The sequence below is a fragment of the Sphingobacterium populi genome (assembly GCF_001586775.1).
Taxonomy (GTDB): Bacteria; Bacteroidota; Bacteroidia; order Sphingobacteriales; family Sphingobacteriaceae; genus Sphingobacterium; species Sphingobacterium populi.
The window spans coordinates 888946-915505 of the sequence record NZ_LQXS01000001.1 but is presented as its reverse complement, the minus strand read 5'-3'; the positions used below and the strand labels follow the sequence as shown (position 1 = coordinate 915505).

Genomic DNA, 26560 nt, shown 5'->3' with positions numbered 1-26560 from the left:
CGCGTATTCCTAATATGAAGTCTAAAAAGAGATCGTCCCCGGATCGGGAATGGACAGATCGAGAACGCCAATTGCGCAAACATCTTTGGAACGATCCGGGAATCGTCGAACGTTTATTTTCTGATGATGCTTGGAAATCGTATACCGACGATCTTCCGCACTCCGCTATTCCTAGCGAGCAGATGTCTACCCACCTGAAGGAGTCGATGGCGGCCGATAGGCGAGATAAGATACGCTCGCTACGACGCATGCGCCAACGTCAGCAATTGGCAAGATATGCTATCGCAGCGGTAGTACTACTTTTCTGTGGTGTGCTTAGTTGGCAGGTATGGTTCAGTGGTGCTTCCGATCAATTTGCCGGTAGTCCGATTGCAGATATTGCACCGCTACCCGACACGTCTTCTACTGTTTTGGTCAATGAGAGCCAGCAGCCACGACATTTTACACTTCCTGACGGATCTACAGTGAAACTTTATGCGCATGCAAAGCTCACTTATCCGAGCATTTTTTCGCCAGATAATCGCGAAGTTCATTTAGAGGGGAAGGCATACTTTGATATCGCAAAAGATTCATCAAGGCCCTTCAGCGTTTATGCTGGCGCTACGAAAACAACCGCTCTGGGTACATCATTTACGATTAATACACGTGAGAAAAATCAACACACATCCGTCACCTTACATAGCGGTAGGGTGGCCGTATCCCCGATAAGGATAAAATTCGCTATAAAACGAACCATTTTACATCAAAAAGGAGAACAGATCTTGATTGACACAAGATCGAAGGTAGTGGCGCACCGTTTGCCAAGCGATCAGCCGCGTGCAAGAGCCGTACGTCATGTTTCGCAAAAATCGCAAAATATGGGGCTTTTGGAAATGGCTAATATTCCATTGGCAGAGGTGATGAATCACCTAAGCAAAGCGTACGGTAGCGCCATTTTATTTGATGAACCAGCATTACAGCACATCTTATATACCGGCACGGTAGATCTATCTAAAGAGCAGCTTCATGATGTTCTGACTATTATTTGTCTGATAAATGACTTGCGCTACATCAAGCAACCTGATGGGTCTTATCTGTTATTGCGGCAAGTAAAAGAACAAGAAATTAATGCTATTAACCCACGTGATTCTATTATACAATAAAACCAAACAACCATAATTAATATGTTACACCATTTACAAACATGGCAAAGAGTCATTGTGCTTTTTGTATTATTCGGTACGACGATCTGTCGAAGCCAAGCCCAGCAAATTCAAGTACGGGGCGGTACACAAAATGAATCCGGCGGCTTTGTGTCGGGCGTGAATATCGATGCGGTACATTCCAAAGATGGATTGAGCTATACGACCACTTCTAACAATCAGGGATTGTTTTCATTTAGCGGATTGCCAACTGGCGGACCTTACCATTTTATTTTTAATTCTTTAGGATTTGAGCCAGATACTTTACGAGGCTATTTTATAAGATCGGGCGAGGTGCTGGCACTCAGCATCAAGATGCGTCCGGTAACTACTGCGATAGAAGAAGTAGTGATTGGTTACGGAAGACTTTCCCGTAAGGATGTGACGAGTTCGATCACGACCATCGAGGCCGAAAATATGAATGTCGGTGTGTTGACCTCGCCTGCGCAAATGTTGCAGGGCAAAGTCCCGGGCTTAACGATCTCTACGAATAACAGTAATCCGAATGCGACGCCTTCGGTGAGTTTGCGTGGAGCATCTACCTTACGGACTGGCGAAGCCATGGAGCCGTATTATGTAATTGACGGTGTTCCTGGTGCTTCATTGGCACTTGTTGCGCCAGATGATATTGCCAGTATCAATGTACTCAGAGACGCTTCTGCAACGGCTATTTACGGTTCTAAAGCGGCCAACGGCGTGATCATCGTGACCACCAAACGAGGCAAAGCTGGTCAAACGGGTATTTCGTACAATGGCTATGTTGCACTAGATAAAGTGGCGCGCCGCTATGAAATGATGACTGGTGCAGAATACCGTCGATTTGTCGAAGAAAACAACTTTAGCATGGAACCTACGGATGATCTGGGAGCCGATACAGATTGGCAACGGGAAGTGGAGCGCACCGGCGTGTCCAACAATCACAATATTTCACTACTAGGTGCTACCGAGCGCACCCAATACAACGCTAGCATCAATACTTTTCAGAATAATGGAGTGATAAAAGGTACCGATATGGGTAGGCAGATCGCTCGCGGTTTTGTACAAACCAAAGCGCTAAGCGATCGACTAACTGCTTCATTCAATGTGAATGCCAGTATTACCAAGCAAAATGATGTACTGGCACTGGGCGACGGACTGAGCGTGTACGACGCCATGTATTACTATTTGCCCGTTTCCCCCGTGAGGCAGGAAGATGGATCGTGGTTTGAGAAGACAGATCGCTCTCAATATGTCAATCCGGTGTCCCTGATCGAAGAAAACACCAATTTTACGAAAACCAAGGTATTGCAGACGCATGCGCGCTTGGGCTATGAGATACTGTCTGGTTTAACCTACAACTTGGACTTGTCGATGCAAAACCGACAGTTCAATCCTTCTCAGTATTATACCAGCAAATCCATGGCTGCGCGTAATCAAAATGGTCGCTCTATCCGCGCTGCCGTGGAAGATGAGCGTAAGGTCATGGAGATGAACTTGAATTACGAGAAAACATTTGGAGACAAGCATAAGCTGAACGCACTAGCTGGTTACTCATGGGAAGAAAACAATAATAATGATGGTTTTCAACTCACTACATCCGATTACTATGATGATGGCTTAGGATATTACAATCCAGGAATGGCGAATGTGGTTGATCTGCTTGGATTCGGTAATTATTACCTGTCCACCTTACGCATGATCTCTTTTTACGGTCGTTTGAATTATACGTACAACAGCAAGTACATCTTTCAAGCAACCGTACGCCGTGATGGTTCGTCTGCCTTTGGCGAAAACAATCGCTGGGCAACATTTCCATCCATCTCTGCCGCTTGGCGCTTGTCTGAAGAAAACTTCGTCCAGGATTTGGGTGTTTTCAACGATTTGAAACTACGTGCTGGCTATGGTGTGAGTGGCAATTCATTAGGATTTGATGTGTTTACGGCGCGCGTGTATACGGAGCTACCTCAAGTTTCTATACAGATGCCAACGGGCGCGACCTTCGTACTTTGGCGGCATTACGCAATGCGAATCCTGATCTAAGATGGGAGCGTACAGGTATGCTCAATCTGGGTTTGGATTTTGCCATCTTGGATAATCGGCTAAGTGGTACCTTGGAATACTACACGAAAAATACGACGGACTTAATCTACGACTACGCGGTATCTACAACCAAATATTTATACAGTTCCTTAACGGCGAATGTGGGCGAGATCAACAATCGCGGTGTAGAGCTTACCTTAAACTTTGCGCCACTGCGCACAGGAAGTTTGCGCTGGAACACCGATATCGTGGCTTCGCATAATAGAAATGAGGTAACGCGTATATCGAATCAAGAGTTTTCGACGGCATACATCGACTTGGCAAACTTGGGCGGCGCTGGACAAAGTAATGCATTTCAGCAACGCTTGATGGAAGGTGCACCTATCGGACAATTTTATACTTGGGAGTGGGCTGGCTATAATGAAGACGGCATCTCTACATTCTACGAACGCGATGCACAAAGTGGTGAGCGCACAGGCAATACCACCATTACGCCAGTGAATAAAGATCGTACCGCAACCGGTACAGCACAACCGCGCTATACGTTGGGCTGGAACAATAGCTTGCAGTACCGCGGATTTGCGCTGACGGGTATGTTTCAAGGCGTATTTGGTCATCAGATCATGAATGCTACGCGTGCGCGGCATTCTAATGTGGTCGGTAATGCGGGGCAAAAAAATGTGTTGGCTAGCGTATTTGAAACCGAGAAGATGACAGATATAAATGCCCATTATTTATCGGATCGTTATTTGGAAAAAGGTGACTACCTGCGTTTGGCATATCTTACCCTAGCTTACCAAATCCCTACCAATGGTACATCGATTAAGAACCTTCGCGTGTATGCGACGGTAAATAATGTATTCACGCTTACAGGCTACAAGGGAATTGATCCTGAAGTAGATCTTGGCGGTCTGATGCCGGGTATCGATAATCGCCAAACCTATCCTCGCACACGCACTTGGATGTTTGGTCTAAACTTTAATTTATAATCTGAATCAATCATGAAATTATCTTTCTATACTTTCTTTATATCCAGTGCATTATGCGCCGCTCTACTACTTTCGTCCTGTACTGATCTGGATGTCGATATTAAATCGCAATACACCGAATTTCCCACGACAGAGCGCGCGCCGAAGCGATCTCGGCCGATGTATATGCTGCCTACCGCAGCGCCTTGGGCAACAATCATTGGATGGTGCAAACGCTATCATCTGATGAAGCGGTCAGCTTAGCATTAGGAACAGATTACTACGATGGCGGTCGTTTTCGCGAATTGCATGTGCATAATTGGACGGCGGATAATGCGCTTTTGCCAGGTATCTGGAATGGCGCCATGTCTGGCATCAACCTCGCTAATAACGTACTCGCCATCTTCAATGATGACGAAGGCGAGAGCGCCGCGCCGATGCGTGCCATGCGGGCGTACTTCTACTTTATCCTGATCGACAACTTTGGTGCTGCGCCGCTCATCGTATCTAAGGTAGATCAGATCCCAGAGCGTACCTCACGTGCCGAGATCTGCCAATTTATCGAATCCGAATTGTTAGCCGTGCGTGAGCGTTTGCCGGTTGCCGTTTCCGCAGCGACCTATGGAAAAGCAACGCGCCATATGGCCGATGCTTTGTTGGCGAAGCTTTACCTCAATTGGGCGGTATATACAGCAAGCGATGTAGCGACCTACAATCCAGCGATGACGAATGAAAAACTCAATGAGGTCGTGGCTTTTTGTGATGAAATCATTCAATCGGGGCAGTTTAATCTGAGTAGCCATCGCTTCCTAGAAAAATTCAGACCAGATAATGGTCCGCAGATCAAAGACTTTATTTTCGCCATGCCTTACGATCGGGAGAAACAACAGGGAATGACCTACGCGCGATTTTGGATTCATCGTAGTGGTCAAAATCAATTTGCACCGCTGCCGCAAAGTGTCGGCGGAACGTTACGCGTATTACCAACATTCTTAGACAAATTCAATCTTCCGGGCGACGAACGTAATGCTTCGTATATGGGCGGTTTGCAATATTACTGGTCAGATTATGCACCCGATCTTAGTCGGCCATTCTTAATCAGAACGTCCAAGCGTGGTATCGATCAAGATTATACCGGCGCTGATGCGGATGAAGTTTTTAACTGGCATATGGAAACCACCAAAGAGATTCAATTACGTCCTGATGGTGGACCAACCCTGAATGCGGGTAATGACCAAAAGGGAAGATCTATGGGCTATCGCTCTGTGAAATTTTATATGGATGTCAATGTTACGGCTGCAAATCAGCGAAGCCAAAGTAATGATGTGCCTATCTTCCGGTACGCTGATGTATTGTTGATGAAAGCAGAAGCAATTCTTCGTGGTGCTGCGCCAACACAAGGACAAACGCCGCAATCGTTGATTAACGAGATCCGTACGTATGTGAAAGCACCGAATCTGACTCAACAGCCAACACTGACTGACGTATTAGACGAGCGCGCACGGGAATTTGCAGATGAATCGTGGCGCAGGAATGACCTGATTCGCTTTGGTGTGTTTGAACAAGATTGGGGCTTCAAATCGCTTTACACAGCAGGATACAGTGAAAACTTCCGTAGAATATTTCCTATTCCGCGTCCGGTAATGGAGGTCAATACCAATTGGACACAAAATAATGGCTACTAGGACAGGCAACTACTAATGAAGAGAAGAGATTTTATGAAAAGTACACTAGGCACGGCGCTCAGCGCTGGCCTAGCTACCGTACCGCTAGTGAATGGAGTAGCAGGAACACCTGCAGATATGGAAGGTACGAATGTAGATGGACGTGTGGTAGCCAAGGGCGAATACGATGTGCATTTTGTCGCTATTGGCGATTGGGGGCGCAATGGTGCAGATCACCAACGACAAGTAGCAGTGCAGATGGGCAAATGGACAACAGCACATCCGAATGACTTCATCATATCCACGGGAGATAATTTTTACCCATCCGGTGTAGTCAGTGAGCACGATCCCTTATGGCGTTATTCCTTCGAAGATATTTATTCAGATTTTTCGTTGCAGTGGGATTGGTATCCCATCTTAGGAAACCATGATTACAAGTCGGATCCCGATGCGCAAGTGCGCTATAGCAAAATTAGCCGACGATGGAAGATGCCGGCACGTTACTATAGCAAAGAGTTTCGTTTGAAGGATGGCAAAACAGCCTTGTTGGCTTTTATAGACACTAATCCTATGATCCCGGAGTTTTACAGCAACAAAGAGTATGGTCCGCATGTAGAAGGGCAATATCCTGAACGGCAATTGGCATGGCTGGATGAACTCCTTAGCACGTCAAAGGCGACTTGGAAAATCGTGGTGGGGCATCATCCAATTTATACAGCTGGCCCTCGTACAGAAAACTATGATACCAAGGCAGTGCGCAAGGTGTTGCAACCTATTCTGGAAGAACATCGAATTCCTGTATATTTATCTGGTCATGAGCATTCGTTACAGGATATCCAAGAGGAGGGAACTTGCTTTCGGCAGTTGATCTCTGGTGGCGGATCTGAAGTGACGCTTGTGAAGCCTGATTTGGATATGGTACATTATGCAGCATCTGCTTATGGCTTTATGTACTTCAGCCTCAATCAGGAGAAAATGCAAGTACAATGCATTGACCATCAAGGAAAAGTATTGTATACAACAGAAATAAATAGTATCTAGTTAGATCTATACATTGCAAAGCTGAGCGCATTTCAATTATTCAGGGAAATGCGCTCAGCTTTCTTGCGATATTAGCTATTTAACAATAGGTGTCGGAATGAATTAATCATCACTAATAATCCTCGACAAATTTTTCCTGCGCAGCCTTTAGTCCCGTCATCCACATAACAATTGTAACGACGACCAGTAATACAAATGACGCTATCCACGTCGTATCGTAGTTATGTAGAAATCCAAAAAGCAAGGGGCCAAATGCTGCAATGAAATAACCGGTAGATTGTGCCTTCCCTGATATTTTTACCGTGCCTTCTAGGGTTCGGGTTTTTAGAGAGAAGAAAACGACTGATAAACTGAATGCAAGTCCGAAGGTAATGCCAATCAATACCGCTGCTACATAGATCAATACCGTATGATACGTGTTAAGAAGTATAATACCTATCAACATACACGCACAGATGAGGTGAATAAGCGGTCTTTGATTTTTCATCTTAGTAGCGACGATAGGACATAAAAACATCACCGGAATCATCGTAAGCTGTAAAACCGTGAGTACGATACCAGTAGAAGATTCATCCATGCCATAGTGCTGTAGTATAGTCGGAAGTAATGCGATAATCGTGAAATACAAAAAGGACTGCAGCCCCATGAAAATGCTGATAAACCAGGCCATCTTTGATCGTATGACCGAAAAATTGCTGCTGATGGCTTTCTGATCTACGGGCGTGGCTGCTCTACGTTCGGATAATATCTTGATCAATATGCCTGTGATGGTCAGGACTGACCAAAAGATCCATATACCTAAAGAAGCTTTCCAACCGCTGTCGCGGAAGGCGGCAATCGACACGCTTACGCCAGAAGCTAGCGCCGCTAGCACAGTCATGGCCACTGAAAATATTCCTGTAAGAAGACCTACGTGTTGCGGAAAATTTCGCTTTATAAATACCGGCGTAACCACATTGCCGATGCAGATGCCCAGTCCGATAAATAACGATCCGATAAATAGCATCACACTAGTGCCATAAATACGGAAACATAAGCCAGCGAGTAATATAATGGCAGAAAACAATAAAATGGATGTGATCGTAACGCGAGATGCAATACGGCTTACCACAATAGAACAGCTGGCAAATACAAATAGTGGAATGGATGTCAATAAACTTCCCTGTACCGCATTGAGGTTCAGATCCAACAATATTTCTTTTAGAATCGGTCCGACGGATGTGATCGGCGCACGTAGGTTTCCCGCTATCAGGATAACGACAAGAATATTGATGAATGAAAGCCGTGCTGCGGTGCTAGTAGTCATTATAAGAAAATTTTGACTGTCCTGATCTTGATCTGATGCAAGACATGATCTATCTATCGCCCGCAAATATAGCTTTCTGTAATGGGGTATTGTGATGAGATCCGTTTTATTAAGAAAAATTAGGCTCATCACAAAAAGTGAAATAGTATATTGGAAGTATGGAATACTTTGACGAGAAATCAAATTTTGAGTTCAAATGGATGGATGATCATCTGGTAAGGTGCTGGCATAGTACCGGCAGTAGTATTGATCTTAGAATTACCATAGCGAACAATAGGCTAGAAGTACGATCCGATAATGGTAATATTACAAGAGAAAATCACGAGAAACTTTACAGCGCCGTCGAACGAGCGTATCAAACCTGGGGATTAATCTAGATACAGATCACCATAACAACATATTATGTGACAAAATCCTTGAAATTTTAAGGTATTTATAATTTGGATACGATGTGAACCTGAACTACTATACTTTTTTTCTATAGGGCGCTCGATTGGAGAAATTTTTAGGTAATTATTGCATTATTAGCGATTAGATTATAACTTAGCATCCGTTTATATTTAGTCTAAATAAATGCGTTACCTAACATACATTATTACCATACTACTTGTGGTATTATTTCAACAAACAAAAGCTCAATCGTCAGCAATCTTGCAGGGAGATATTACCGACTTGCAAGGGAATTCATTATCCGGGACCTCTATTACTGTAAGAGGTTCATCGCTACGTACAGCAGCCGATGCCCAGGGATATTTCTTCTTAAATATTCCAGAAGGAAGCCATAGTGTGCAATTTAGTTTGGTTGGTTATGAAACTCAAATAATAACTATACAGGCTAAGGCAGGGAAGCCAATCACATTAGACATCATGCTCAGCAGTTCTCAGTCCACGTTGCAGCAGGTAGAGATTATTGGCCGCAAGGAACAAACTTATAAGACAACCCGTACCTTCATTGGTAATAAAAATGAAACGGCCATCAAAGACGTTCCGCAATCGATCTCCTATGCCAGTAAAGAATTGATAGCCGACCAAGGTGCGATGCGAGTAGGGGATGTCGTGAAAAATTTTAGCGGTGTCAATCAGTTTTCCTTTTATGACGACCTCACGATCCGCGGTTTTAGAGTGAATGGCCAAGCGAATACCCAACTTTTGAATGGACTCCGTACTTCCACTGGATTTTGGAAACAGTCACTAGCTAACTATTTAGAAAGAGTGGAAGTCTTAAAAGGACCATCATCGGCTTTATTTGGCAATGCCAGCCCTGGTGGGGTGGTCAATCGCGTGACCAAGAAACCATTGGATGAAACGCGTCGCTCGATAAATCTATCTTTGGGAAGTTTTGATACGTTCCGTGCTTTGGCAGACTTTACAGGTCCTGCCACAAAGGACAGTTCGTTATTGTATCGCGTGAATTTGGGATATGAGAATGCACAGAATTTCCGCGACTTAATGTTCGATAAAAATCTAGTCATAGCGCCATCACTCACCTTCATCGCTTCCGATAGAACTAGTATCAACTTTGATTTAGTGTATACAGATTCCAAAAGCCGGCTAGATCGTGGGCAACCCATTTTCGGTAGTTACGATCTCCATAGTACGCCACAATCACTTTCTTTAAATACTGCCAACGATTATTTGAATGAGCTTACTTATAATGCCTCGTTGTGGTTGAACCATCAGATTAATGACAATCTAAGTTTTAACGCTTCCTATCTGAAGACAGGCTATAATGAAAGTTTATACGAGCATCGTACATCTAATATGTACGCATTGGACGGCGATGGAAATCCGATTGAAGATAGGGTTGGTATGATGATTCAACAGCGTATACGCAACCGCTATATCGATAATTTGGCAGCGTATTTCAATTATACGACTCAAACCGGCATATTAGGGCACAAAATCGTATTTGGTTATGACTTGGGTTCTGAAAGAACACCTGTTGGCGGTTCGCAACTGACCGCCTCCGGATACCGCAATGCAGCCAATAATGGTGCGATCAATTCCTACAACCCGGCTAATCAATCAGCTTACTTATTGGATGCAAATGGGAATCCAGTTCCCAATGTGCCTCATTTTAATCTTTCTGACCCAATGTCGTCCAATCGGATGATGGATGATAGTAAATCTTTCTTTAGTCAATCTACCGTTGCCCCATCGTATTACTATCTACAGGCTGGCTATGTGCAGGATCAGATCACCATCGGAAACCTTCAGGCCATGTTGGGCATGCGGTACGAGTATTATACTGATTTTGTTGAATACAAAACACAGGCTGAAGAAAAGACACACTCTAGTGCTTGGCTTCCGCGATTAGGTTTAGTGTATACCATTAATCCCAATATCAATGTTTACGGAAGTTATGTAACAGGCTACAATCCTCAAACAGCGGCCACGATAGCAAATCCTAATGCTGGTGGACCATTCGACCCGTTGGAAAGTAACATGATCGAATTCGGAACAAAAACCAGTTGGCTCGAAGATCAGTTGACCATTACTGCCGCAATTTATGAAATAAACCAAACCGGTGGGCTATATGGTATTACGGGCGAACCGGATCTTTTGCAGCAAATTGGTCGGGAACAATCGCGAGGTTTTGAATTAGACCTCATTGGTTCAATTCGGCCTAACTGGAATATAATTGCCTCTTATTCCTATAATGATGCTAAGTTTTTAGAAAGTGCAAATCCTGAAGAAATAGGTTTACAGAAACCAAATACGCCTAAAAACACGGCAAACATATGGACACGTTACAATATCTCCAGTGGTTTGCTGCAAGGTTTAGGGATTGCCTTTGGTGGAAACTTTGTTGACCAACGTAATCTGATATTCGACCGATCTCGAGCGGCAGACGAGCAACTGACGATTCCTTCCTATACTGTGCTCAATGCTGCGCTGTTTTATACCGTAGGGAAGATGAATTTGCAATTAAATGCCAATAATATCACCAACAAAAAGCATTGGGTCGGCGGATACGATTACTTGCGCTTGTTTCCTGGTGTTCCTCAAAATTACCTGCTATCATTAGGTTACAGCTTCTAAATGGCCAAATCAAAGTTTAAAAAAATAGTTGGATGGCTCCATTTGTGGATTGGGCTCGTGACCGGAATTGTCATCTTTATCGTGTCCATCACTGGCTGCATATACACCTTTGATCAAGAAATATTCGACTGGGTACATCGCGACATAGTATATGTGGAACCAGAAAACACGGTTCGACCTTTGTCAGAACTTTTAGAAAAGGCGAAGCACAGCTTAGGTGCCGAAAAGATAATTGATGGAGTACAGATTACGAGTCCTGAAAAGGCGTATGTATTTACCGCCACCCGAGTCAATGATGTTGCCAATATAAATCTATCTGCATTTAGTCAGTATGCCTATCAGGATCAAGTATATATCAATCAGTATACTGGTCAAGTACTTGGCGTGATGGATATGCGTTATGAGTTTTTTCATGTGGTCGAACTCTTGCACCGTCAATTGTTACTCGTGAAGCCAGTAGGAAGTGTGATTGTCGGTGGCTTTACTTTGATATTCTTGATCGCAGTACTCACTGGCCTAATATTGTGGATACCTAAAAACTATAAGCAGCTCAAGCGAAATTTGCAGATTAAGTTCAGCGCTAAATGGAAGCGAATAAACTATGATTTGCATAATAGTGTCGGCTTTTATGTGATTCCTTTCGCTATATTATTTGTAATTACAGGGTTGGTATGGTCATTTAGATGGTGGGAGTTGGGCATGTACAAAATGCTTGGTGAGAAGGAACGCCCGTCTTTTTTTTCGAACTCTTCCTCCTTTTCAAGGGCAAGATTCTACGTTAAACAAAACGGATGTCATCTATACCGAATTGCTATCGCAATTAGAGGGTACACCGTGGAGGCAGATTGGAATAGTATTTCCCACTGAAGAAAATAAAAGTGTGCTCACGGTTGTTATTACCAATAATAACGACGGTTGGCGAGGTATGAACTACTACTATTTTGATGGCCGAACGGGTAAGTTATTTGATGCTTTGCTACAACATAACAAATCATTGGGGATCAAGTGGAGAAATTCCAATTTAGAGATTCATACAGGACGAATCTATGGATGGCCCACTCAAATACTAGCATTTGTTGCAAGTCTCATATGCGCTACGTTGCCTATAACGGGCTTTTTGATTTGGTGGAATAAGCGCAGAAAGCATTTAAGAAAAAAACCACCGTATCGCTCAGGAAATAGCATCTTAAGTGCTTATTAGCTAAAATACCTAGAAGTAAATGGCGCTAAGATCAGAAAAAATAAACGCCCAAAATTATAGGGTGTAATTTTGGGCGTTAAAACTTGCAAACAATAATTTTTCAAGTCGTTTTGTGGAGCCGGAGGGATTTTTGCGCCCCGAAATCTCCCTGCTCAACCCGCAAAGAAATTGTTCGAACCCTCTTATCGGCGTTTCATCACCTCCGCACAAAACAAAAGCCCAACTTTCGTTGAGCTTTTATTTTGTGGAGCCGGAGGGATTCGAACCCTCGTCCAAACATAGTATGATCTACGCTTTCTACATGCTTAGCTTCTCTTTAGTTGTCGGGAATCTGAAAGGTGAGTCGCTTACCTATACCACATTCCTTATTTGCTTTTTCTTATTCATGCTTAGCAACATCACATGAACCAGTTCTACAGTTCGATGCCTCTAATGTTAGACGGTAGAACAAGGTCTAACGAGACAAATAGCTATGTTAAGTCTAACTTAAGCAGCTAAGGCGTAGTTTTCTTCGCCAGTTGTAAAGTTGAAAGTTCAGATTATAGTGCTATACTCACAATGCACTGCATGCTTACATAACCATCGCTATCCTGTCAATTCCGGTCGACCCCAAATAGTAAAGATTCGCAATAATTACGAGGATACAAAAATAAGAAAATTTTTCTGAAAAAGCGTATTTAGCTATCCCTAAAATGCTTCATGTTCTTGGGCAAATTCACGGGAGTCCACGCTATATGTTTCGTGTACTCCTCGGCACGAATCGGACAATCTTTCACATTACAATAGTGACAGCACTGCGGCATGCACGGGTCAGCATGTATAAAAAGCTCCGTTGGCATATCTAATCCCTCATTAAGACTTTGTTCAAAATCAGAAATAACATCGTGCACCTTGGTCAACGTGTAATATTTTGGCATTGTAAGATGACAATCCATATGCAATTCTTGGCCATACCGTTGAATACGCATATTGTGTACATCAATCCAATCTGCTTGGCGCTTACTGTTCAACACATCTACTACTTCTTGCACAACGGCCACGTCCGACTCATCCATCAAACCACTGATGGATTTGCGTAGCATCTTATATCCGCTCCACAAAATATAACTTCCTAAGCCAGCAGAAAGTGCGGTATCGATCCACTGCATCTGCGTGATCTTTATCAAGTAAAGACCTGCGATCAGTCCCAAAGAACTAATGGCATCGATCTGCAAATGTTTGCCATCGGCTTCTATTGTCATCGAGCGTAGGGTAGCACCTCGTCTTTTCAAATATTCTCCAACACCAAAATTGACTATTGCCGTAGAAAGAATTAACCAAAAACCTTCCATAATATTGCTAACTGCATTTGGAACAATTAGCGCGTAGAAAGATTTTATTAGTATAATCGAACCTGCGATAAAGATGAGCCCACCTTCAACAAAGATGGAAAAGAATTCTACTTTTCCGTGCCCGTACGGATGATTTTCGTCTTTTGGACGAGCAGAAAGATAGATGCTGTAAAACGCAAAGGATGAAGCTACGACATTAACAATGCTTTCTGCTGCATCTGAAAAAATGGCATTAGATTCAGTTATGAAATAGGCCATAAATTTCACTAGCATAAGTGCTATACCGGTGAATAATGATAGTAAAATAAGCCTTTTTTCCTTTGACATTAGTGGTGATTTACGCCAAAATTAATTAAAATATTTAGAACGGCAGACAAAGCTGTTCTAATTGCTCAATACTACCTTTAAACATATTTAGATCAACTGAAGTAGCAATGCCATTGACGCTACCTTTTTCTGAAAATTGCCAAAAATCCCAATGTTTTTTGGGTGATTCCACCCAAAAATTGTAGTTGGCAATCCACAGCACATAGTCTGAAAATTCTCTCTCCAAAAAGTCAGTATAATAGCTATCGCCCGAATACAATATAGGTTTTACGTTGTAGTGCTTTTCTACTTCCGTCAGCCAGCGTTTTAATCCTTTTTGAAGATTTGATAACGATTGATTGCGTGGTAGTTCTTCGATATCTAAGACTGGCGGCAGATCGCCAGGCTGCAAAGTGACTTGTCGAATAAAATTCTTCGCTTGCTTTATAGAGTTTTCGTTTGGTCTGTAGTAATGATAGGCTCCTTTGATCTTGGATTGTGCACTGGCACCTAGCCAGTTGTTTTTGAATTCACGATCTTTGCCTTGCTCGCCCATGGTAGCTCTGATGAATATAAAATCCAGCGGAAACCTATCGTTGATCGTACGAATGCTATCCCACATTATTCGACCTTGATAATGACTAATGTCAATACCAAAAGTATAATCCTGATGTTGCGACATTAAAAAAATATTTCGCGCATCGTGTTTTTTATTACTTCCCTCATCAACTGGGGCTGTGCTAATTACCGTCTTGAGATAATAGATAATACCCGTACGATAGTGCCAAGCTCCAATCAATAAAATCAATATCAGCGGAATCAGAATACTCCAGAGAAGATAAGGTAATCGTTCTTTCTTGGTCGAAACGACATGTTGTTTTCTGGTTCTGCGTGGTGCTGGCATACGGGGTACGAAATTACATCTTTTTAAATGCACGTACAACCAATGAAATTGCTGAAAAAGGATGTGTTTCTCAGAAAATAATGTACTACCGACGCGCCTTATAGGGCGAAATGGTGTTCGTTTGAAGGTGTCGGTAAATACATTTGATTCATTTTCAGCGATGTAAAAAATATGTTTTGGAGCTGTATCGTAATTTTCTACCTTTGCAGCGGAGAGTTGGCAGAGTGGTCGAATGCGGCAGTCTTGAAAACTGTTGACTGTCACAGGTCCGGGGGTTCGAATCCCTCACTCTCCGCAGGAAAATCTCATCATTTCGATGAGATTTTTTATTTTCAACCCGTTTCTAGTGTCGAATGCTTTCGGAAAAAGATGATATCTTTTTCCTAGCTGTACAGCATGACTACTAGGATTTGTTAGCTACCAATCCTTCTCAGGGTTTATTTCCGTTGTCTTGTTTTCATCCTTTGCCACTGTTTTAGTTGGCTCTGTCTCATTCATTTCAGTATGAATCCAGTGTTCGATCGGAATTGCATCTACTTCAATTACGGGAGCAATATATTTTTGTTTTTTTTGGGTGCTAAGAAAATCTTTCATAGAAGATGAAGTGCTAATATGTTTTTACGTAAGTAGTAGTTGCATTATTATTTTGATAATGCCTCGTAGATACGGCGATCGCAAGTTATTTATTGATTTATGATAAAGGGCAGGGCACAACGTAGCAAACCATTTTTTAACATGATTTTGTCAGTAGCAAAGCGATAAATAACAATATTATGCTATCAGTAAAAAAAAATTAAGAGGCCTTTTTTCTTGACGTACGATAATTTTGTGCTAAAGCTATGAGTTAGCCGCACAAGTAACAGCAATAAGTTTACCCAATTCGATAGTGATGATAGTAGCTATGTTTTAGTTGCAAGTCTATTTGTTTGTTTCTACGTAAGTATATGTATTATAGGTTGGCACATACGGCGTTTTTCCTGTATCGCAGCTCTCATTTAGTATTTTATTAATATAGTTTTTAGCATTTTCAAAGCTATCTTCCAAAAAGAATACGCCATCAACATAGGAAGAGATATGTGCAGATTTTGTAAGTTCTTGTTCGTTGCTAAAAATCAAAATCATTTTGATTTTTTCATTCACAGCACGTATGTATTGCAATCGATGAGCTGTCTCGTTGCCAAGCAAGTTGGTATGGATGAATAAAAAAGCGATGTTTTGCTTTTGAATAATAGCATTTACTTCAGATAGCGTATCCGTCTCATACGTGATAATATCTGCAATACATTCTTTGGCCACTAGAATGGTACTGTAACGCTGTAGGCTGCTGGCGTCGGCAAATAATATTTTCATCGATTTTAGTATTATATTGTTAGGAAGATGCGAACCTATTTATTTGTAATGTTATTGATATAATATCAAAATACCAAATTTTTGTTATTTGATATTTGCGTTATAATGATAACAATTCTATAGTTAAACATCTATCAGAGATAAAAATAGTGTCAGCCTAGTTGTTATTTGATATTCAGTTATCTATGTGGTTAATGAGGTAGGCATATTGATAAAAAAAGACGAGCCTTTTCCAAGTGTACTTATAGCCCATATTTTGCCCTGATGGCTATGAACGATCTCTGAGCTTAAATATAAGCCAATACCAAATCCAGAGACGAATTCGGAGCGAACGCGATAAAATCGGTCAAATATCTTGTCTATATGATCTTCAGATATACCGATTCCTGTGTCGATTACGCATAATTCTATTCGGTCTCCAATCTGCTTGCATTTTACTGTAATTGCGCTTCCTTTGTGGGAATACTTAATTGCATTGTTAAATAAATTAGAAATAACGATTCCAATTTTTATACGATCTGCATTTATTTTACACTTTACACTATTGTCAAAAATAATTTGATGCGTGCTAGAAGTTATTTGATGTTCTTCCAAGATTTCATGTATGAGATCGGTAATGTCAAACACGGAGCGATCTAATGTTATTTTTCCAGATTCGAAGCGTGAAAAGTTAAGAAATCCGTTAATCATAGCTGTCATTTTAGATAACTGCATTACTGCAGCTCCAGCGATTTTACTTACATATTCATCATGTTTTCTATCGGCGTGCCGACTCAGAAGTTGCGCATAGCTATATATTGATGTAAGCGGTGTTTTTAACTCGTGACTTACCATACCGATGAAGTCATTTTTGCGTTGCTCGTCTTTGACGGTTTCAGTTATATCCATTATAAAACCTGAAAATGTTTCTAATTGTTCCGAACTGTCTGAAATTTTGCCAAATGCTCTTATCCAGATCAATTCTGCATCGTCAAAGCGTTTCAGGGAATAGATGATGTCAAATTTTGACCTATTTTTTAGTGCCTGTTCCATAGAATGATACAGTTTTGCACGGTAATATGGGCTAACTTGATTCATCACCATTTCGAAAGTCATCGGTGGAGCTTGATGATAACCCAATATTCTGAGCAAAGACTCATTGTGAACTATTGTTTTCGTTTGAAGTTCCATTTGCCAAGTGCCAAGATTGGCAGCGGTAATGGCCATGTCCATCATGGTTTTGGTTTGTTGTATTTCAAGACGTGACATGACATGATCAGTCACCTCCGTGACCACTTGTAGCACACCAATGACTTCGCCGTCGCCATTTTTAAAAGGCTTACAGTCAAAATTGAAATAACCTTCCGATATCTTTCCATTTCGTTCAAGTTGAATCCAATTTTCTCTGCCATAGTATGGAATTCCAGAATGTAATACATTTAGTAATATGTCGACAAATGGTTGTCCGTCTAATTCGGGTATGGCATCTGCGATCGGCATTCCGATGATTTGATTGTCTTTTCCCCAGATTTCCAACATCTTAGGGTTAACAATATCTATGATCAATTTTTCGCCGTATAACACTGTTATGGCTACGGGTGCTTGTTGAACTAACTCGCGGAATAATGTCGCTTGATGGTGTGCTTCAATCTTACTCTTTACCTTGTCAGTAACATCGAGCGCGGTATGTAAAATAGCATATATATCGCCATACTCATTCTTGATTGCTTGAAATTGATGATCAAAATAAAACCGTTGTAACTCACAGTCTATAACCAAATCAGCGGTAATGCCTTCAGCAATATATTCTATCCCCGAATCCCACACACGACGCATGATAGCAGAACATGATTCGTCAGTAATTTTTGGAAGCACTTCTGCAATGGTTTTGCCAATGACGTTCTTATCTTCGCCCCATACCGTGAGCATCGCGTGGTTGGCGAACTCTATAAGAATATCTTCACCTGTATAAACCGCTACCGGTTGGCTCGACTGGCACAATATGCTCAGTAGTTGTTGCGAATCTATATTTCTGTGACTCATTTAGATGCAAAGATGCTTAGGCTTTTGTAAACTATAAATGCGATTAATAGTAAAAAAGTTTTATTGATCTGATATTTATTTTATGAATAGCAATATTTCGTTTTAGTGCCTTGAAAATTTTCCTTCCTAAAAAATCGAAGCCATTGGTGACTGCATAAGATGCAAAATTGCTATCTTTAGCCTATTCTTTAACGTCCTTGATATACTACTAATATATGTTTTCGTCCTTCCAGTGTAAACGTCTTGTCCATTCGTTGCTGTCTATATCTTTTATGATATTTCTTTCCGCCTGCCAAAACGATACAACGAAAAGCCATGATGTCGCTGACCTCACGGCAGGTGAGTCAAAGTTTGAATTAAGTGCTGCACAAGCCAAAACAATCTTTGATATGCCAGTGCATTGTATCACTGTGGAGTATCCTAATAAATTAGGACAATCGATCGGTAGCGACGCCGATCTAAAACCGCCGCGCGTACTACGACCGATTTTCTATGGTTGCTACGATTGGCACTCATCTGTACATGGCTACTGGTCTATCATTAAATTAATGAAGGCTTTTGATAGCTTGGATCATGATGGCGCAGTGCGCAGCACACTGAACAAAATGATTACGGATCAGAATGGCGCTATTGAAAAATCATTCTTTGAAGATAAAAACAACTTGTCTTTTGAGCGCACTTATGGTTGGGCTTGGTTGTTCAAATTACAAGAGGAACTGATAACCTGGGAAGATCCGGATGCCAAAAGGTGGAGCGAATCATTAAAACCATTGGTCGCGCTTTTGCGTAGCAAATTAATGGACTATCTGCCTAAATTAGTGTATCCGATACGCAGCGGAAAACATGATAATACGGCTTTTGGGCTCTCGCTCATGTACGACTATGCTCTGACTGTCAAAGATCAGCAGCTTGCCGAAGCTATTGCCGAGCATGCGATACGACTTTACCAAAATGATAAAAAATGCGACTTCTCGTACGAGCCGAGTGGCTCGGATTTCTTATCGCCTTGCTTAGAAGAAGCTTATCTTATGAGTAAAGTTTTAAACGATAAAGCTTATGCCAATTGGCTTCAAGAATTTCTTCCGCAGATGTATGCAAGAGATTTTCAGCTAGAACCCGCTATCGTAAAAGATCGTAGTGACGGTCAATTAGTGCATCTCGATGGCTTGAATTACAGTCGCGCTGCATGCTTATATGGGATAGCAGATAAAATTCCTGCATTAACTCATCTGCGCAAGATTGCAGACGAACACTTATCTTTCACTTTGCCTAATCTAACGAAGGAAGATGATTATATGGGTTCGCACTGGCTTGGCACTTTTGCATTGTACGCCATCACAAACCAATAGTATCTATTGTTCAGCAGGCTAGGGGAACCAATGCATTATCCTCATCCAACTCGACCGGTACGAGTTGGATGGTGGTGAATCCATCATCGTGCGAGGTGATATGCGATAGGTTTACGCCTTTGCGCGCAAGACTGCTTAGTACTGCGGTTCTGAATGTTGACTTTTGAGTGCCCCAAGATGCATTGAGGATAAGGTCGTTATTCAAATCAATGAGCTCTTTGATTGTGTAGCTGTCAAAGTTTTGTAGCAAATGCTGGTAAAGTTTCTGTGGTGTCTGCATAAATACAATCTTTTTGGTAAAACCATACATTGTACTCAGAATGGTAATTTCTACTCATTTTTTGGAATGAATCCCGTATTGTAAAAACCACCGCGGTTCCAGTTACTCGGTTGGTATTGCTACTTGCAATTCTGAATACTCTACAAATCTAGTAGACTAATAGATTATATCCAAATAAATTTTAAAAAAGCTTGTCGTCATTGGGCGATTTTAAGTTCAAACCCAATGCACTGTTCATTTTCTTGATGAAATGATCGGCGAGGAGTGGAGATTCTTCTTCCATGTTCTGATGAATAAAAAAATACAATTCTTGCAAACCTGCTTTTCGCCACTCTCCAATACGTAATACCCAGTCTTCCAGTCGAGTATAATCAGAAGGAGCATTGGCTCCTACATAGCGAACGAATGATACAGGAGTTGTAAGTCGCATATGCAATAAATCTCTACGTCCAGCTGTATCCACCAAAATATTGGTTTTACCTGTTTTTTCTAGCAATTCGTAGAAGCGCTCTGCTACTTCTTGGTCCGTAAACCAGCTTTCATTGCGCACTTCAACTCCTAAAGGATATCCTTTAGGAAAGGTCTTGAGAAATTCCTCCAGTCGTGCAAAGTCTTTCGGCTTATAGTTCTCGTGCATTTGTAGGAAAGCCATGCCTAGTTTCTCCTCGAATAATACAGTGGCATCTACAAAGGCTTTCACCTTTTCATCAGTATTAAGTAATCGTGAGTAATGGCTAATAGATTGGGGAATCTTTGGGAAGAACTTAAAGTTGCTACCGGTCTTGTTTTTCCATGTCAGTACTTGTTCCTTTGAAGGCGCATTATAAAAAGTAGCATTTAACTCTATAGAATTAAATTTAGTAGCATAGTATGCCAACTCATCTTTGGTACCGCGTGGATAAAAGCCTTTCAAGTCTTTTTTATTCCACTTCGCACAGCCCACATATACCTTGAAAGGTTCATCAGATTGATGCGCTTTTAATAATTCTAACGTTTTTGAGTGTGTTTCCGGTAAAGTAAAATCGACGGATGATGGGTCTGTAACGCTGCCAAATTTCATATGCAATAGTTAAGAAATACGTAATTGCTAAGGTAAGAAGATTTCGCCGTGTAAAACTCATCCTGAATATGTAACTTTGCGCCATGTCAGAAAAAATTATTATCCTCGATTTTGGGTCACAATATACTCAGCTGATTGCACGTCGTGTACGTGATCTTAATGTATACTGTGAAATTCATCCATTTAACAATATTCCTGCCTTCGACGATACGGTTAAAGGTATCATCTTTTCAGGAAGTCCGTATTCTGTTTGGCAAGAAGATGCGCCACAAGTAGATTATGCTGCCATGATGAGAGATTATCCGGTGCTAGGTGTTTGTTATGGTGCCCAATATCTAGCTCAACATTCTGGCGGCGAAGTATTGCCTTCCGAAATTAGAGAATACGGTAGAGCCAATTTGTTATATGTAGATCAGGAAAACGAATTACTATCTGGCATTCCGACACAATCTCAAGTATGGATGTCACATGGAGATACTATTAAAGAAGTGCCATCAAATTTTCGAGTGATTGCAAGTACCGACAAAGTGCGCGTGGCTGCTTATCATATAGAAGGCACTCGGACTTATGGTATCCAGTTTCATCCAGAAGTAACCCACAGTACAGATGGTCAAGTTGTGGTGAAAAATTTTGTCGTGAATATTTGTGGTTGTACGCAAGATTGGACGGCTGATGCTTTCGTAGAAATGACTATTGCCGATCTTAAAACGCAGTTAGGAGATGATCATGTGATCATGGCTTTGTCTGGCGGGGTTGATTCTACAGTAGCTGCTGTATTATTGCACCATGCGATCGGCGATAAGTTGCACTGTTTCTTCGTAGATCATGGTTTATTGCGCAAAAATGAATTCCAACAAGTGCTGGACTCATACGAGCACATGGGTTTGAATATTAAAGGTGTTAATGCCAAAGATCAATTCTACAGTAAGTTAGCGGGTGTTTCCGATCCTGAGCAGAAACGTAAAATCATCGGAGCATCATTCATAGATGTATTTGACGAAGCAGCAAAACAAATTCAGGCCGAATTGCCAGAAGGCGTTGAAGCAAAATGGTTAGGACAAGGTACGATTTATCCCGATGTGATTGAATCGATCTCGGTAAATGGACCTTCGGCTACGATCAAATCGCACCACAACGTGGGCGGATTACCAGATTATATGAAACTGAACGTTATAGAGCCGTTACGAACTTTATTTAAAGACGAAGTTAGACGTGTCGGAAAAACGTTAGAGGTAGATCCTACCATCTTAGGAAGACATCCATTTCCAGGTCCTGGATTTGGAATTCGTATTCTGGGCGATGTAACTGCGGAAAAGGTACGGATTTTGCAAGAAGCAGATGACATCTATATTCGTAATCTTCGCGAGTCAGGTTGGTATGATAAAATTTGGCAAGCAGGTACGATTTTCTTACCGGTACAATCCGTCGGTGTAATGGGCGATGAACGCACCTATGAGCATGTGGTCGCTCTGCGCGCAGTCGGTTCTTTGGATGGCATGACGGCAGACTGGATTCATCTACCATATGATTTGCTCGCGAAGATTTCGAACGAGATTATTAATCATGTCAAAGGTATTAACCGTGTAGTATACGATATCAGTTCAAAACCACCCGCAACAATTGAGTGGGAATAAAAAAAAGAAAAATGAAGGGCACTTATCTAATTGGTTTTTTTGCAGCCGCTTTGGCGGTATCATCTTGTTCGCCAAAAACAACAACAGGAGTTTTGCGAGCACCCGGACAAGCTGCGGGTAATGTGGATGGTGCTGTAGATAAATCGGAAGCTACGCGTGAAGATAAGTCGCGAGATGCGGATGAAGTAATTTCCAGCAAAGCAAAAATGTATCCTGGCGGGACGATTGCCCTTGTTTTACCCTTTCAGCTAGATCGGGTAGCATCTAGCGCTATTTCAGAAGAAGATGTAAAACGTGCTGCGTTGGCCCTCGATTTCTATCAAGGTTTTCAAATGGGACTGCAGCAAACAGCGAAGTCCAATAAGAGAGTAGAGCTGCAAGTGCTTGATTCCAGAGATCATGCTGGGCATAATGCCAATCTCGCTCGGTCTCAAGAGATACAAGATGCCAGCTTGATCGTCGGTCCAGTATATCCGGCAGAGATCAAAGCATTCAGCGCTAGCCTGAATCCTAATCGTCGTGTATTACAAGTTAATCCGTTGGCAGCATCAATGCCGACAGAGTTTAATCTGCCAAACTTGGTATCGGTAACACCACCGATTAGTATTCATATGCGTGCAATTTCTGCCGAATTAACTAAGAATTATAAGGAAGGCGATATTATCATAATTTACAATACCGCGAATAGTGATCATCAGCAATTTATACAAGGTTTTCCGGCTGATATTCAAGAACGCCTTCCGTATGCCGAGGTCGTATCAGTATCGTCGCCCTCTGAATTGAATGACAAATTGAATTCTGACGCAGTGTATCATTTAGTGAGTGGAACTACCGATCGCAATCAGCTCAGAGCCATGCTAAATGTGATGGATGAGCGCGCTATGTCGAACAATGTTGAATTTCGCTTATACGGGCATCCGCTGTGGAGTCGTATAGATTTCAGTTCGTATAGCAATTTTACGTTCTACCGACCGATTATCACTTCAGAAAGCCATCTAAATCCATTGGCAGCTGCCACTCGCAATTTTCAGTCGGCTTACAAAGATGCTTACGGTGTAGAACCATCCGATCATGCATACAAAGGATTTGATTCGGGTACTTATTTTGGCAATCTATTGCAGAAATATGGCAGTAATTATGCAGATCATATTCACCAAGAAACATTCGAAGGGTTGTATAGCAACTACAAATTCAATCGTAATGAACGCTGGGGATATGTCAACTTTGGTGTCAGTTTACTAGAATATCGTTTCGGAAAATTTCAAGCTCGCTAGGGAAAAATATGCTGGAAAAACGCGTGATGCACCAGATCCGAAATGCCATTAAAGCACTGGAAAGCTACCGCTACGATGAACCCCTTTCTCGCTTTCTGACGAAGTTCTACAAATCGAACCGGCAAATGGGCTCTACAGATCGTAGAGTGACATCTCGCTTGTGTTACAATTACTTTCGTCTAGGTGGCGCATTTTCTGATTTGGATATTGAGGAAAAGCTCATTTTAGCAGAATTTGTCTGCGAAAGTCAGAGCGATTTGGTAGCCGTGCGCGCCCCATCTTGGCATGCGTCCATAGAACTGCCTATAGAAAAAAAATCGCGTTGGTTGAAGCACGTTATGGCAAATTTTTACAGGATGTCTTTCCAGCATTAGCGCAATTGTCACCTGAGGTTGAGGCCGCCGAATTTGTTTCAAGTCTCTTCGTACAGCCTAAGTTATTTATTCGCGTAAAACGTGCGAAGCTCACAGAAGTATTAAACGTTTTGAAAGCCGCTGAGGTGGTACATGAGCATGTAGGTGAGCAAACCATTGCGTTTCCCAACGGATTTAACGTAGCAAGCATCCGAGAAATTGCGGGCATGTACGAAATACAGGATCTATCGTCACAGCGTACACAGAGATTGCTGGATGTAGTAGACGGCGCAAAATGGTGGGATTGCTGCGCGGCATCCGGAGGAAAATCGCTGATGTTGCTAGATCTTTGTCCGGATATCAGATTATTGGTGTCGGATGTACGTTTTACGATCTTACGCAATTTAGAAGAACGCTTTGAGCAAGCTGGCTTTAAACCAACTTCGTACAGACAAAAGGTTTTGGATTTGTCGAAACCGGTGACTTACTTAATGCAGGGCGAACAGTTTGACGGGATTTTGGTTGATGCACCTTGTGGTGGTTCGGGCACCTGGGGGCGCACACCCGAAATGATGCGTCAGTTTGACGCTAAATCTTTGACGCGTTTTACCAATTTGCAACGTGATATTCTAAAAAATGTCCTCCCATTTTTAAGATCAGGAGGACAGTTATTATACATTACTTGTTCTGTGTTTGAAGTCGAGAATGAAGGCATAACCTCGTACATTGAGCAAGAATTGGGACTCAAAAAGATCAGCGAGCAGTGTTTTTTGGGATATAATGAACAGGCAGATTCTATGTATGCAGCCCGCTTCATGAAGCCCTAGAAAACAATAAATTCTTAATCTTCCTCGTCATCTGCCGGTACTACGAGTACAGGGCATTTAGATTTCCGGATCACGGATTCTGCAACGCTTCCAGATAAGAAGTGATCAAATCCGCTACGACCGTTTGTACCCATAATGATCAAATCGGCTTGCCATTCATCAGCAGTAGTCAATATTTCGTCGCGCACCGTTCCAACAGTGTTGAATATACGTACTTCCTTCGCTCCAGAAAACTGACTGCGGAGGTTTTCCAAGCGTCTTTCAGCTGAATTTTGTTGTACCTCCGAAACTTCGGGAACAATAATGGGCTGCTGCCCTAACAATGGATCAGCTCCGAAATTGGTAGGAGCAGTTACAGGTGTTACTGTTAGTAAAGCCACGGTAGAATGCCAACCGTTGACAAGTTGTTTTGCATACTCTGCTGCTTTCTCAGAACATGGACTATCGTCCAATGCGATAAGTATTCTTTCAAATTTATTTTCCATCACCTAAGTAGCTTTAGTTATGTTCGTATTAACACAATCGATTAGGCCAATTGTTTGTTTTGCGCATTGCAAAAATATCCGGCACCGTTCACATATTTTCTACCGAAGTAATCAGAAAATACCAGTAACTTGCACTAATGAAAAGTCAGGCCGTATGTAATCTTTCCATCATTCCGTTGCGTGCAGGGCCTTCGCATCGTAGTGAACAAGTTTCCCAACTACTTTTTGGTGAGTACTTCACCGTGCTCGAAGAGCGAGAAGAGTGGATCATGATAAAAGGTGCCGATCCTGCCTACGAAGGCTGGATTCAACGCGGTCAACTTGCCTTCATCGACGAAAGCGCGAGCGAATTTGAGATCGTACATGTAGATGGCGCCACCGCACAGATTGGTAGTCAAAATCCGTTTCCACTTTTACATGGATGTGTGGTGCCTCGTGCCGATGAATTGGTATTGAATGGTGAGCTTTGTCGTATCGAAGGTTCGTTTCGCCAGCCCACATTACACGATTTTGACGTAGAATTTCCTAAGCTAATAAACTACTATCTGGGAGCACCGTATCTGTGGGGCGGTCGTAGCCGCTTTGGCGTAGATTGTTCGGGTTTAATGCAGTTGATCTATCGTCACTTTGCGATTTCCCTGCATAGAGATGCTTCCGATCAGGCTACGCAAGGAGAAATAGTAGATTTTCTCCAAGAAGCAAAAACGGGCGATTTAGCTTTTTTTGATAACGAAGAGGGCCGTATCACGCACGTTGGTATTTTATTAAATAAGGAAACGATCTTACACGCTTCTGCTCATGTACGTATTGATCGTATCGATACTACTGGTATTTATCATAGTCAGCACCAGAGCTATACGCATCGCCTACGCATTATTAAGCGGATGATTACAGGCGATCTCTTAAAAGCAGAAGCTCCTGCTGAATAGTTATCAGCAGGAGCTTCGTACAAGCTATAAATAG

At 42.1% G+C, this 26560-nt stretch carries 25 protein-coding genes, 1 tRNA gene, 1 other RNA gene and 1 riboswitch; of the genes, 17 read left to right on the top strand and 10 right to left on the bottom strand.

What is annotated here, in order from left to right; genetic code table 11:
* Positions 1-14: 14 nt before the first annotated feature.
* Genes A0125_RS03670 through A0125_RS03655 form a run of 6 tightly spaced genes read left to right on the top strand, consistent with a single transcriptional unit; the run spans position 15 to position 6873 of the window.
* Entirely contained in the window at positions 15-1142 is a 1128-nt protein-coding gene (locus tag A0125_RS03670; RefSeq protein WP_066752213.1) for a FecR family protein, read from the top strand.
* Positions 1143-1163: 21 nt separating this feature from the next.
* On the top strand, positions 1164-3200 hold the full coding sequence (locus A0125_RS03665) for a SusC/RagA family TonB-linked outer membrane protein (RefSeq protein ID WP_197464757.1): 2037 nt from the start codon (positions 1164-1166) through the stop codon (positions 3198-3200).
* Entirely contained in the window at positions 3167-4189 is a 1023-nt protein-coding gene (locus A0125_RS15770) for a TonB-dependent receptor domain-containing protein (protein ID WP_197464756.1), read from the top strand. The genes A0125_RS03665 and A0125_RS15770 overlap by 34 nt, the downstream gene beginning before the upstream one ends.
* Positions 4190-4201: 12 nt before the next feature.
* Positions 4202-4432, top strand: a complete 231-nt coding sequence (locus A0125_RS15765; RefSeq protein ID WP_197464755.1) for a hypothetical protein — start codon at positions 4202-4204, stop codon at positions 4430-4432.
* A complete protein-coding gene (locus A0125_RS03660; RefSeq protein WP_197464754.1) occupies positions 4393-5853 on the top strand; it encodes a RagB/SusD family nutrient uptake outer membrane protein in 1461 nt (486 codons plus the stop codon). The genes A0125_RS15765 and A0125_RS03660 overlap by 40 nt, the downstream gene beginning before the upstream one ends.
* Before the next feature lie 33 nt (positions 5854-5886).
* Positions 5887-6873: a metallophosphoesterase gene (locus tag A0125_RS03655; RefSeq protein ID WP_231863102.1), complete on the top strand. Its 987-nt coding sequence runs from the start codon at positions 5887-5889 to the stop codon at positions 6871-6873.
* Between the two features lie 112 nt (positions 6874-6985).
* Here the strand turns inward: A0125_RS03655 and A0125_RS03650 are convergent, their stop codons facing one another.
* The gene (locus tag A0125_RS03650) at positions 6986-8179 is read right to left on the bottom strand and encodes a CynX/NimT family MFS transporter (RefSeq protein WP_066752207.1); all 1194 of its coding nucleotides are present in this window, start codon (positions 8177-8179) and stop codon (positions 6986-6988) included.
* A gap of 158 nt (positions 8180-8337) precedes the next feature.
* Between A0125_RS03650 and A0125_RS03645 the strand changes: the two genes are divergently transcribed.
* The 4 genes from A0125_RS03645 to A0125_RS03630 all read left to right on the top strand — a co-directional run bounded on the left by A0125_RS03645 (position 8338) and on the right by A0125_RS03630 (position 12422).
* On the top strand, positions 8338-8556 hold the full coding sequence (locus tag A0125_RS03645; protein WP_066752202.1) for a hypothetical protein: 219 nt from the start codon (positions 8338-8340) through the stop codon (positions 8554-8556).
* A gap of 196 nt (positions 8557-8752) precedes the next feature.
* A complete protein-coding gene (locus A0125_RS03640) occupies positions 8753-11221 on the top strand; it encodes a TonB-dependent receptor (protein ID WP_066752201.1) in 2469 nt (822 codons plus the stop codon).
* Entirely contained in the window at positions 11222-12088 is an 867-nt protein-coding gene (locus A0125_RS03635; RefSeq protein ID WP_066752197.1) for a PepSY-associated TM helix domain-containing protein, read from the top strand.
* A 13-nt stretch (positions 12089-12101) separates the two neighbouring features.
* A complete protein-coding gene (locus A0125_RS03630; protein ID WP_231863101.1) occupies positions 12102-12422 on the top strand; it encodes a PepSY-associated TM helix domain-containing protein in 321 nt (106 codons plus the stop codon).
* A 242-nt stretch (positions 12423-12664) separates the two neighbouring features.
* Here A0125_RS03630 and ssrA read toward each other — a convergent pair.
* The 3 genes from ssrA to A0125_RS03615 all read right to left on the bottom strand — a co-directional run bounded on the left by ssrA (position 12665) and on the right by A0125_RS03615 (position 14963).
* Positions 12665-13033, bottom strand: a transfer-messenger RNA (tmRNA) gene (gene ssrA / locus A0125_RS03625).
* Between the two features lie 66 nt (positions 13034-13099).
* Positions 13100-14080, bottom strand: coding sequence for a cation diffusion facilitator family transporter (locus tag A0125_RS03620; protein ID WP_066752191.1), 981 nt, complete (start codon positions 14078-14080; stop codon positions 13100-13102).
* 34 nt (positions 14081-14114) lie between these two features.
* On the bottom strand, positions 14115-14963 hold the full coding sequence (locus A0125_RS03615) for a glycoside hydrolase family 25 protein (protein WP_066752741.1): 849 nt from the start codon (positions 14961-14963) through the stop codon (positions 14115-14117).
* 210 nt (positions 14964-15173) lie between these two features.
* Here A0125_RS03615 and A0125_RS03610 point away from each other — a divergent pair.
* Positions 15174-15258 (top strand) — tRNA-Ser (locus A0125_RS03610).
* A 122-nt stretch (positions 15259-15380) separates the two neighbouring features.
* On the opposite strand, the gene A0125_RS15505 is transcribed toward A0125_RS03610, so the two are convergent.
* The 3 genes from A0125_RS15505 to A0125_RS03600 form a co-directional block, all read right to left on the bottom strand.
* Positions 15381-15557, bottom strand: coding sequence for a hypothetical protein (locus A0125_RS15505; RefSeq protein ID WP_156472395.1), 177 nt, complete (start codon positions 15555-15557; stop codon positions 15381-15383).
* 324 nt (positions 15558-15881) lie between these two features.
* Entirely contained in the window at positions 15882-16313 is a 432-nt protein-coding gene (locus tag A0125_RS03605) for a hypothetical protein (protein WP_066752187.1), read from the bottom strand.
* A 183-nt stretch (positions 16314-16496) separates the two neighbouring features.
* A complete protein-coding gene (locus A0125_RS03600; RefSeq protein ID WP_066752184.1) occupies positions 16497-18335 on the bottom strand; it encodes a PAS domain-containing sensor histidine kinase in 1839 nt (612 codons plus the stop codon).
* Positions 18336-18607: 272 nt separating this feature from the next.
* On the opposite strand from A0125_RS03600, the gene A0125_RS03595 reads away from it, so the two are divergent.
* The gene (locus A0125_RS03595; RefSeq protein ID WP_156472394.1) at positions 18608-19684 is read left to right on the top strand and encodes a DUF2891 domain-containing protein; all 1077 of its coding nucleotides are present in this window, start codon (positions 18608-18610) and stop codon (positions 19682-19684) included.
* A 10-nt stretch (positions 19685-19694) separates the two neighbouring features.
* Here A0125_RS03595 and A0125_RS03590 read toward each other — a convergent pair whose 3' ends face one another.
* Positions 19695-19964, bottom strand: a complete 270-nt coding sequence (locus A0125_RS03590; RefSeq protein WP_156472393.1) for a 5-oxoprolinase — start codon at positions 19962-19964, stop codon at positions 19695-19697.
* Positions 19965-20011: 47 nt separating this feature from the next.
* Positions 20012-20108, bottom strand: a riboswitch (SAM-I-IV-variant riboswitch).
* A 37-nt stretch (positions 20109-20145) separates the two neighbouring features.
* Positions 20146-21024, bottom strand: coding sequence for a DUF72 domain-containing protein (locus A0125_RS03585; protein ID WP_066752175.1), 879 nt, complete (start codon positions 21022-21024; stop codon positions 20146-20148).
* 83 nt (positions 21025-21107) lie between these two features.
* Here A0125_RS03585 and guaA point away from each other — a divergent pair, with 83 nt between their 5' ends.
* The 4 genes from guaA to A0125_RS03565 are packed head-to-tail and all read left to right on the top strand — an operon-like array spanning position 21108 to position 25112.
* A complete protein-coding gene (gene guaA / locus A0125_RS03580) occupies positions 21108-22658 on the top strand; it encodes a glutamine-hydrolyzing GMP synthase (RefSeq protein ID WP_066752173.1) in 1551 nt (516 codons plus the stop codon).
* Positions 22659-22669: 11 nt separating this feature from the next.
* Positions 22670-23932 carry an ABC transporter substrate-binding protein gene (locus A0125_RS03575; protein WP_066752170.1) on the top strand — a complete coding sequence of 421 codons (1263 nt, stop codon included), beginning with the start codon at positions 22670-22672 and terminating at the stop codon, positions 23930-23932.
* 8 nt (positions 23933-23940) lie between these two features.
* On the top strand, positions 23941-24306 hold the full coding sequence (locus A0125_RS03570; RefSeq protein ID WP_066752168.1) for a hypothetical protein: 366 nt from the start codon (positions 23941-23943) through the stop codon (positions 24304-24306).
* Positions 24255-25112, top strand: coding sequence for an RsmB/NOP family class I SAM-dependent RNA methyltransferase (locus tag A0125_RS03565; protein ID WP_066752165.1), 858 nt, complete (start codon positions 24255-24257; stop codon positions 25110-25112). The genes A0125_RS03570 and A0125_RS03565 overlap by 52 nt, the downstream gene beginning before the upstream one ends.
* A 14-nt stretch (positions 25113-25126) precedes the next feature.
* Here the strand turns inward: A0125_RS03565 and A0125_RS03560 are convergent, their stop codons facing one another.
* On the bottom strand, positions 25127-25597 hold the full coding sequence (locus A0125_RS03560) for a universal stress protein (RefSeq protein WP_066752161.1): 471 nt from the start codon (positions 25595-25597) through the stop codon (positions 25127-25129).
* A gap of 137 nt (positions 25598-25734) precedes the next feature.
* Between A0125_RS03560 and A0125_RS03555 the strand changes: the two genes are divergently transcribed.
* Positions 25735-26526 carry a C40 family peptidase gene (locus A0125_RS03555; RefSeq protein WP_066752152.1) on the top strand — a complete coding sequence of 264 codons (792 nt, stop codon included), beginning with the start codon at positions 25735-25737 and terminating at the stop codon, positions 26524-26526.
* Positions 26527-26560: the final 34 nt, after the last annotated feature.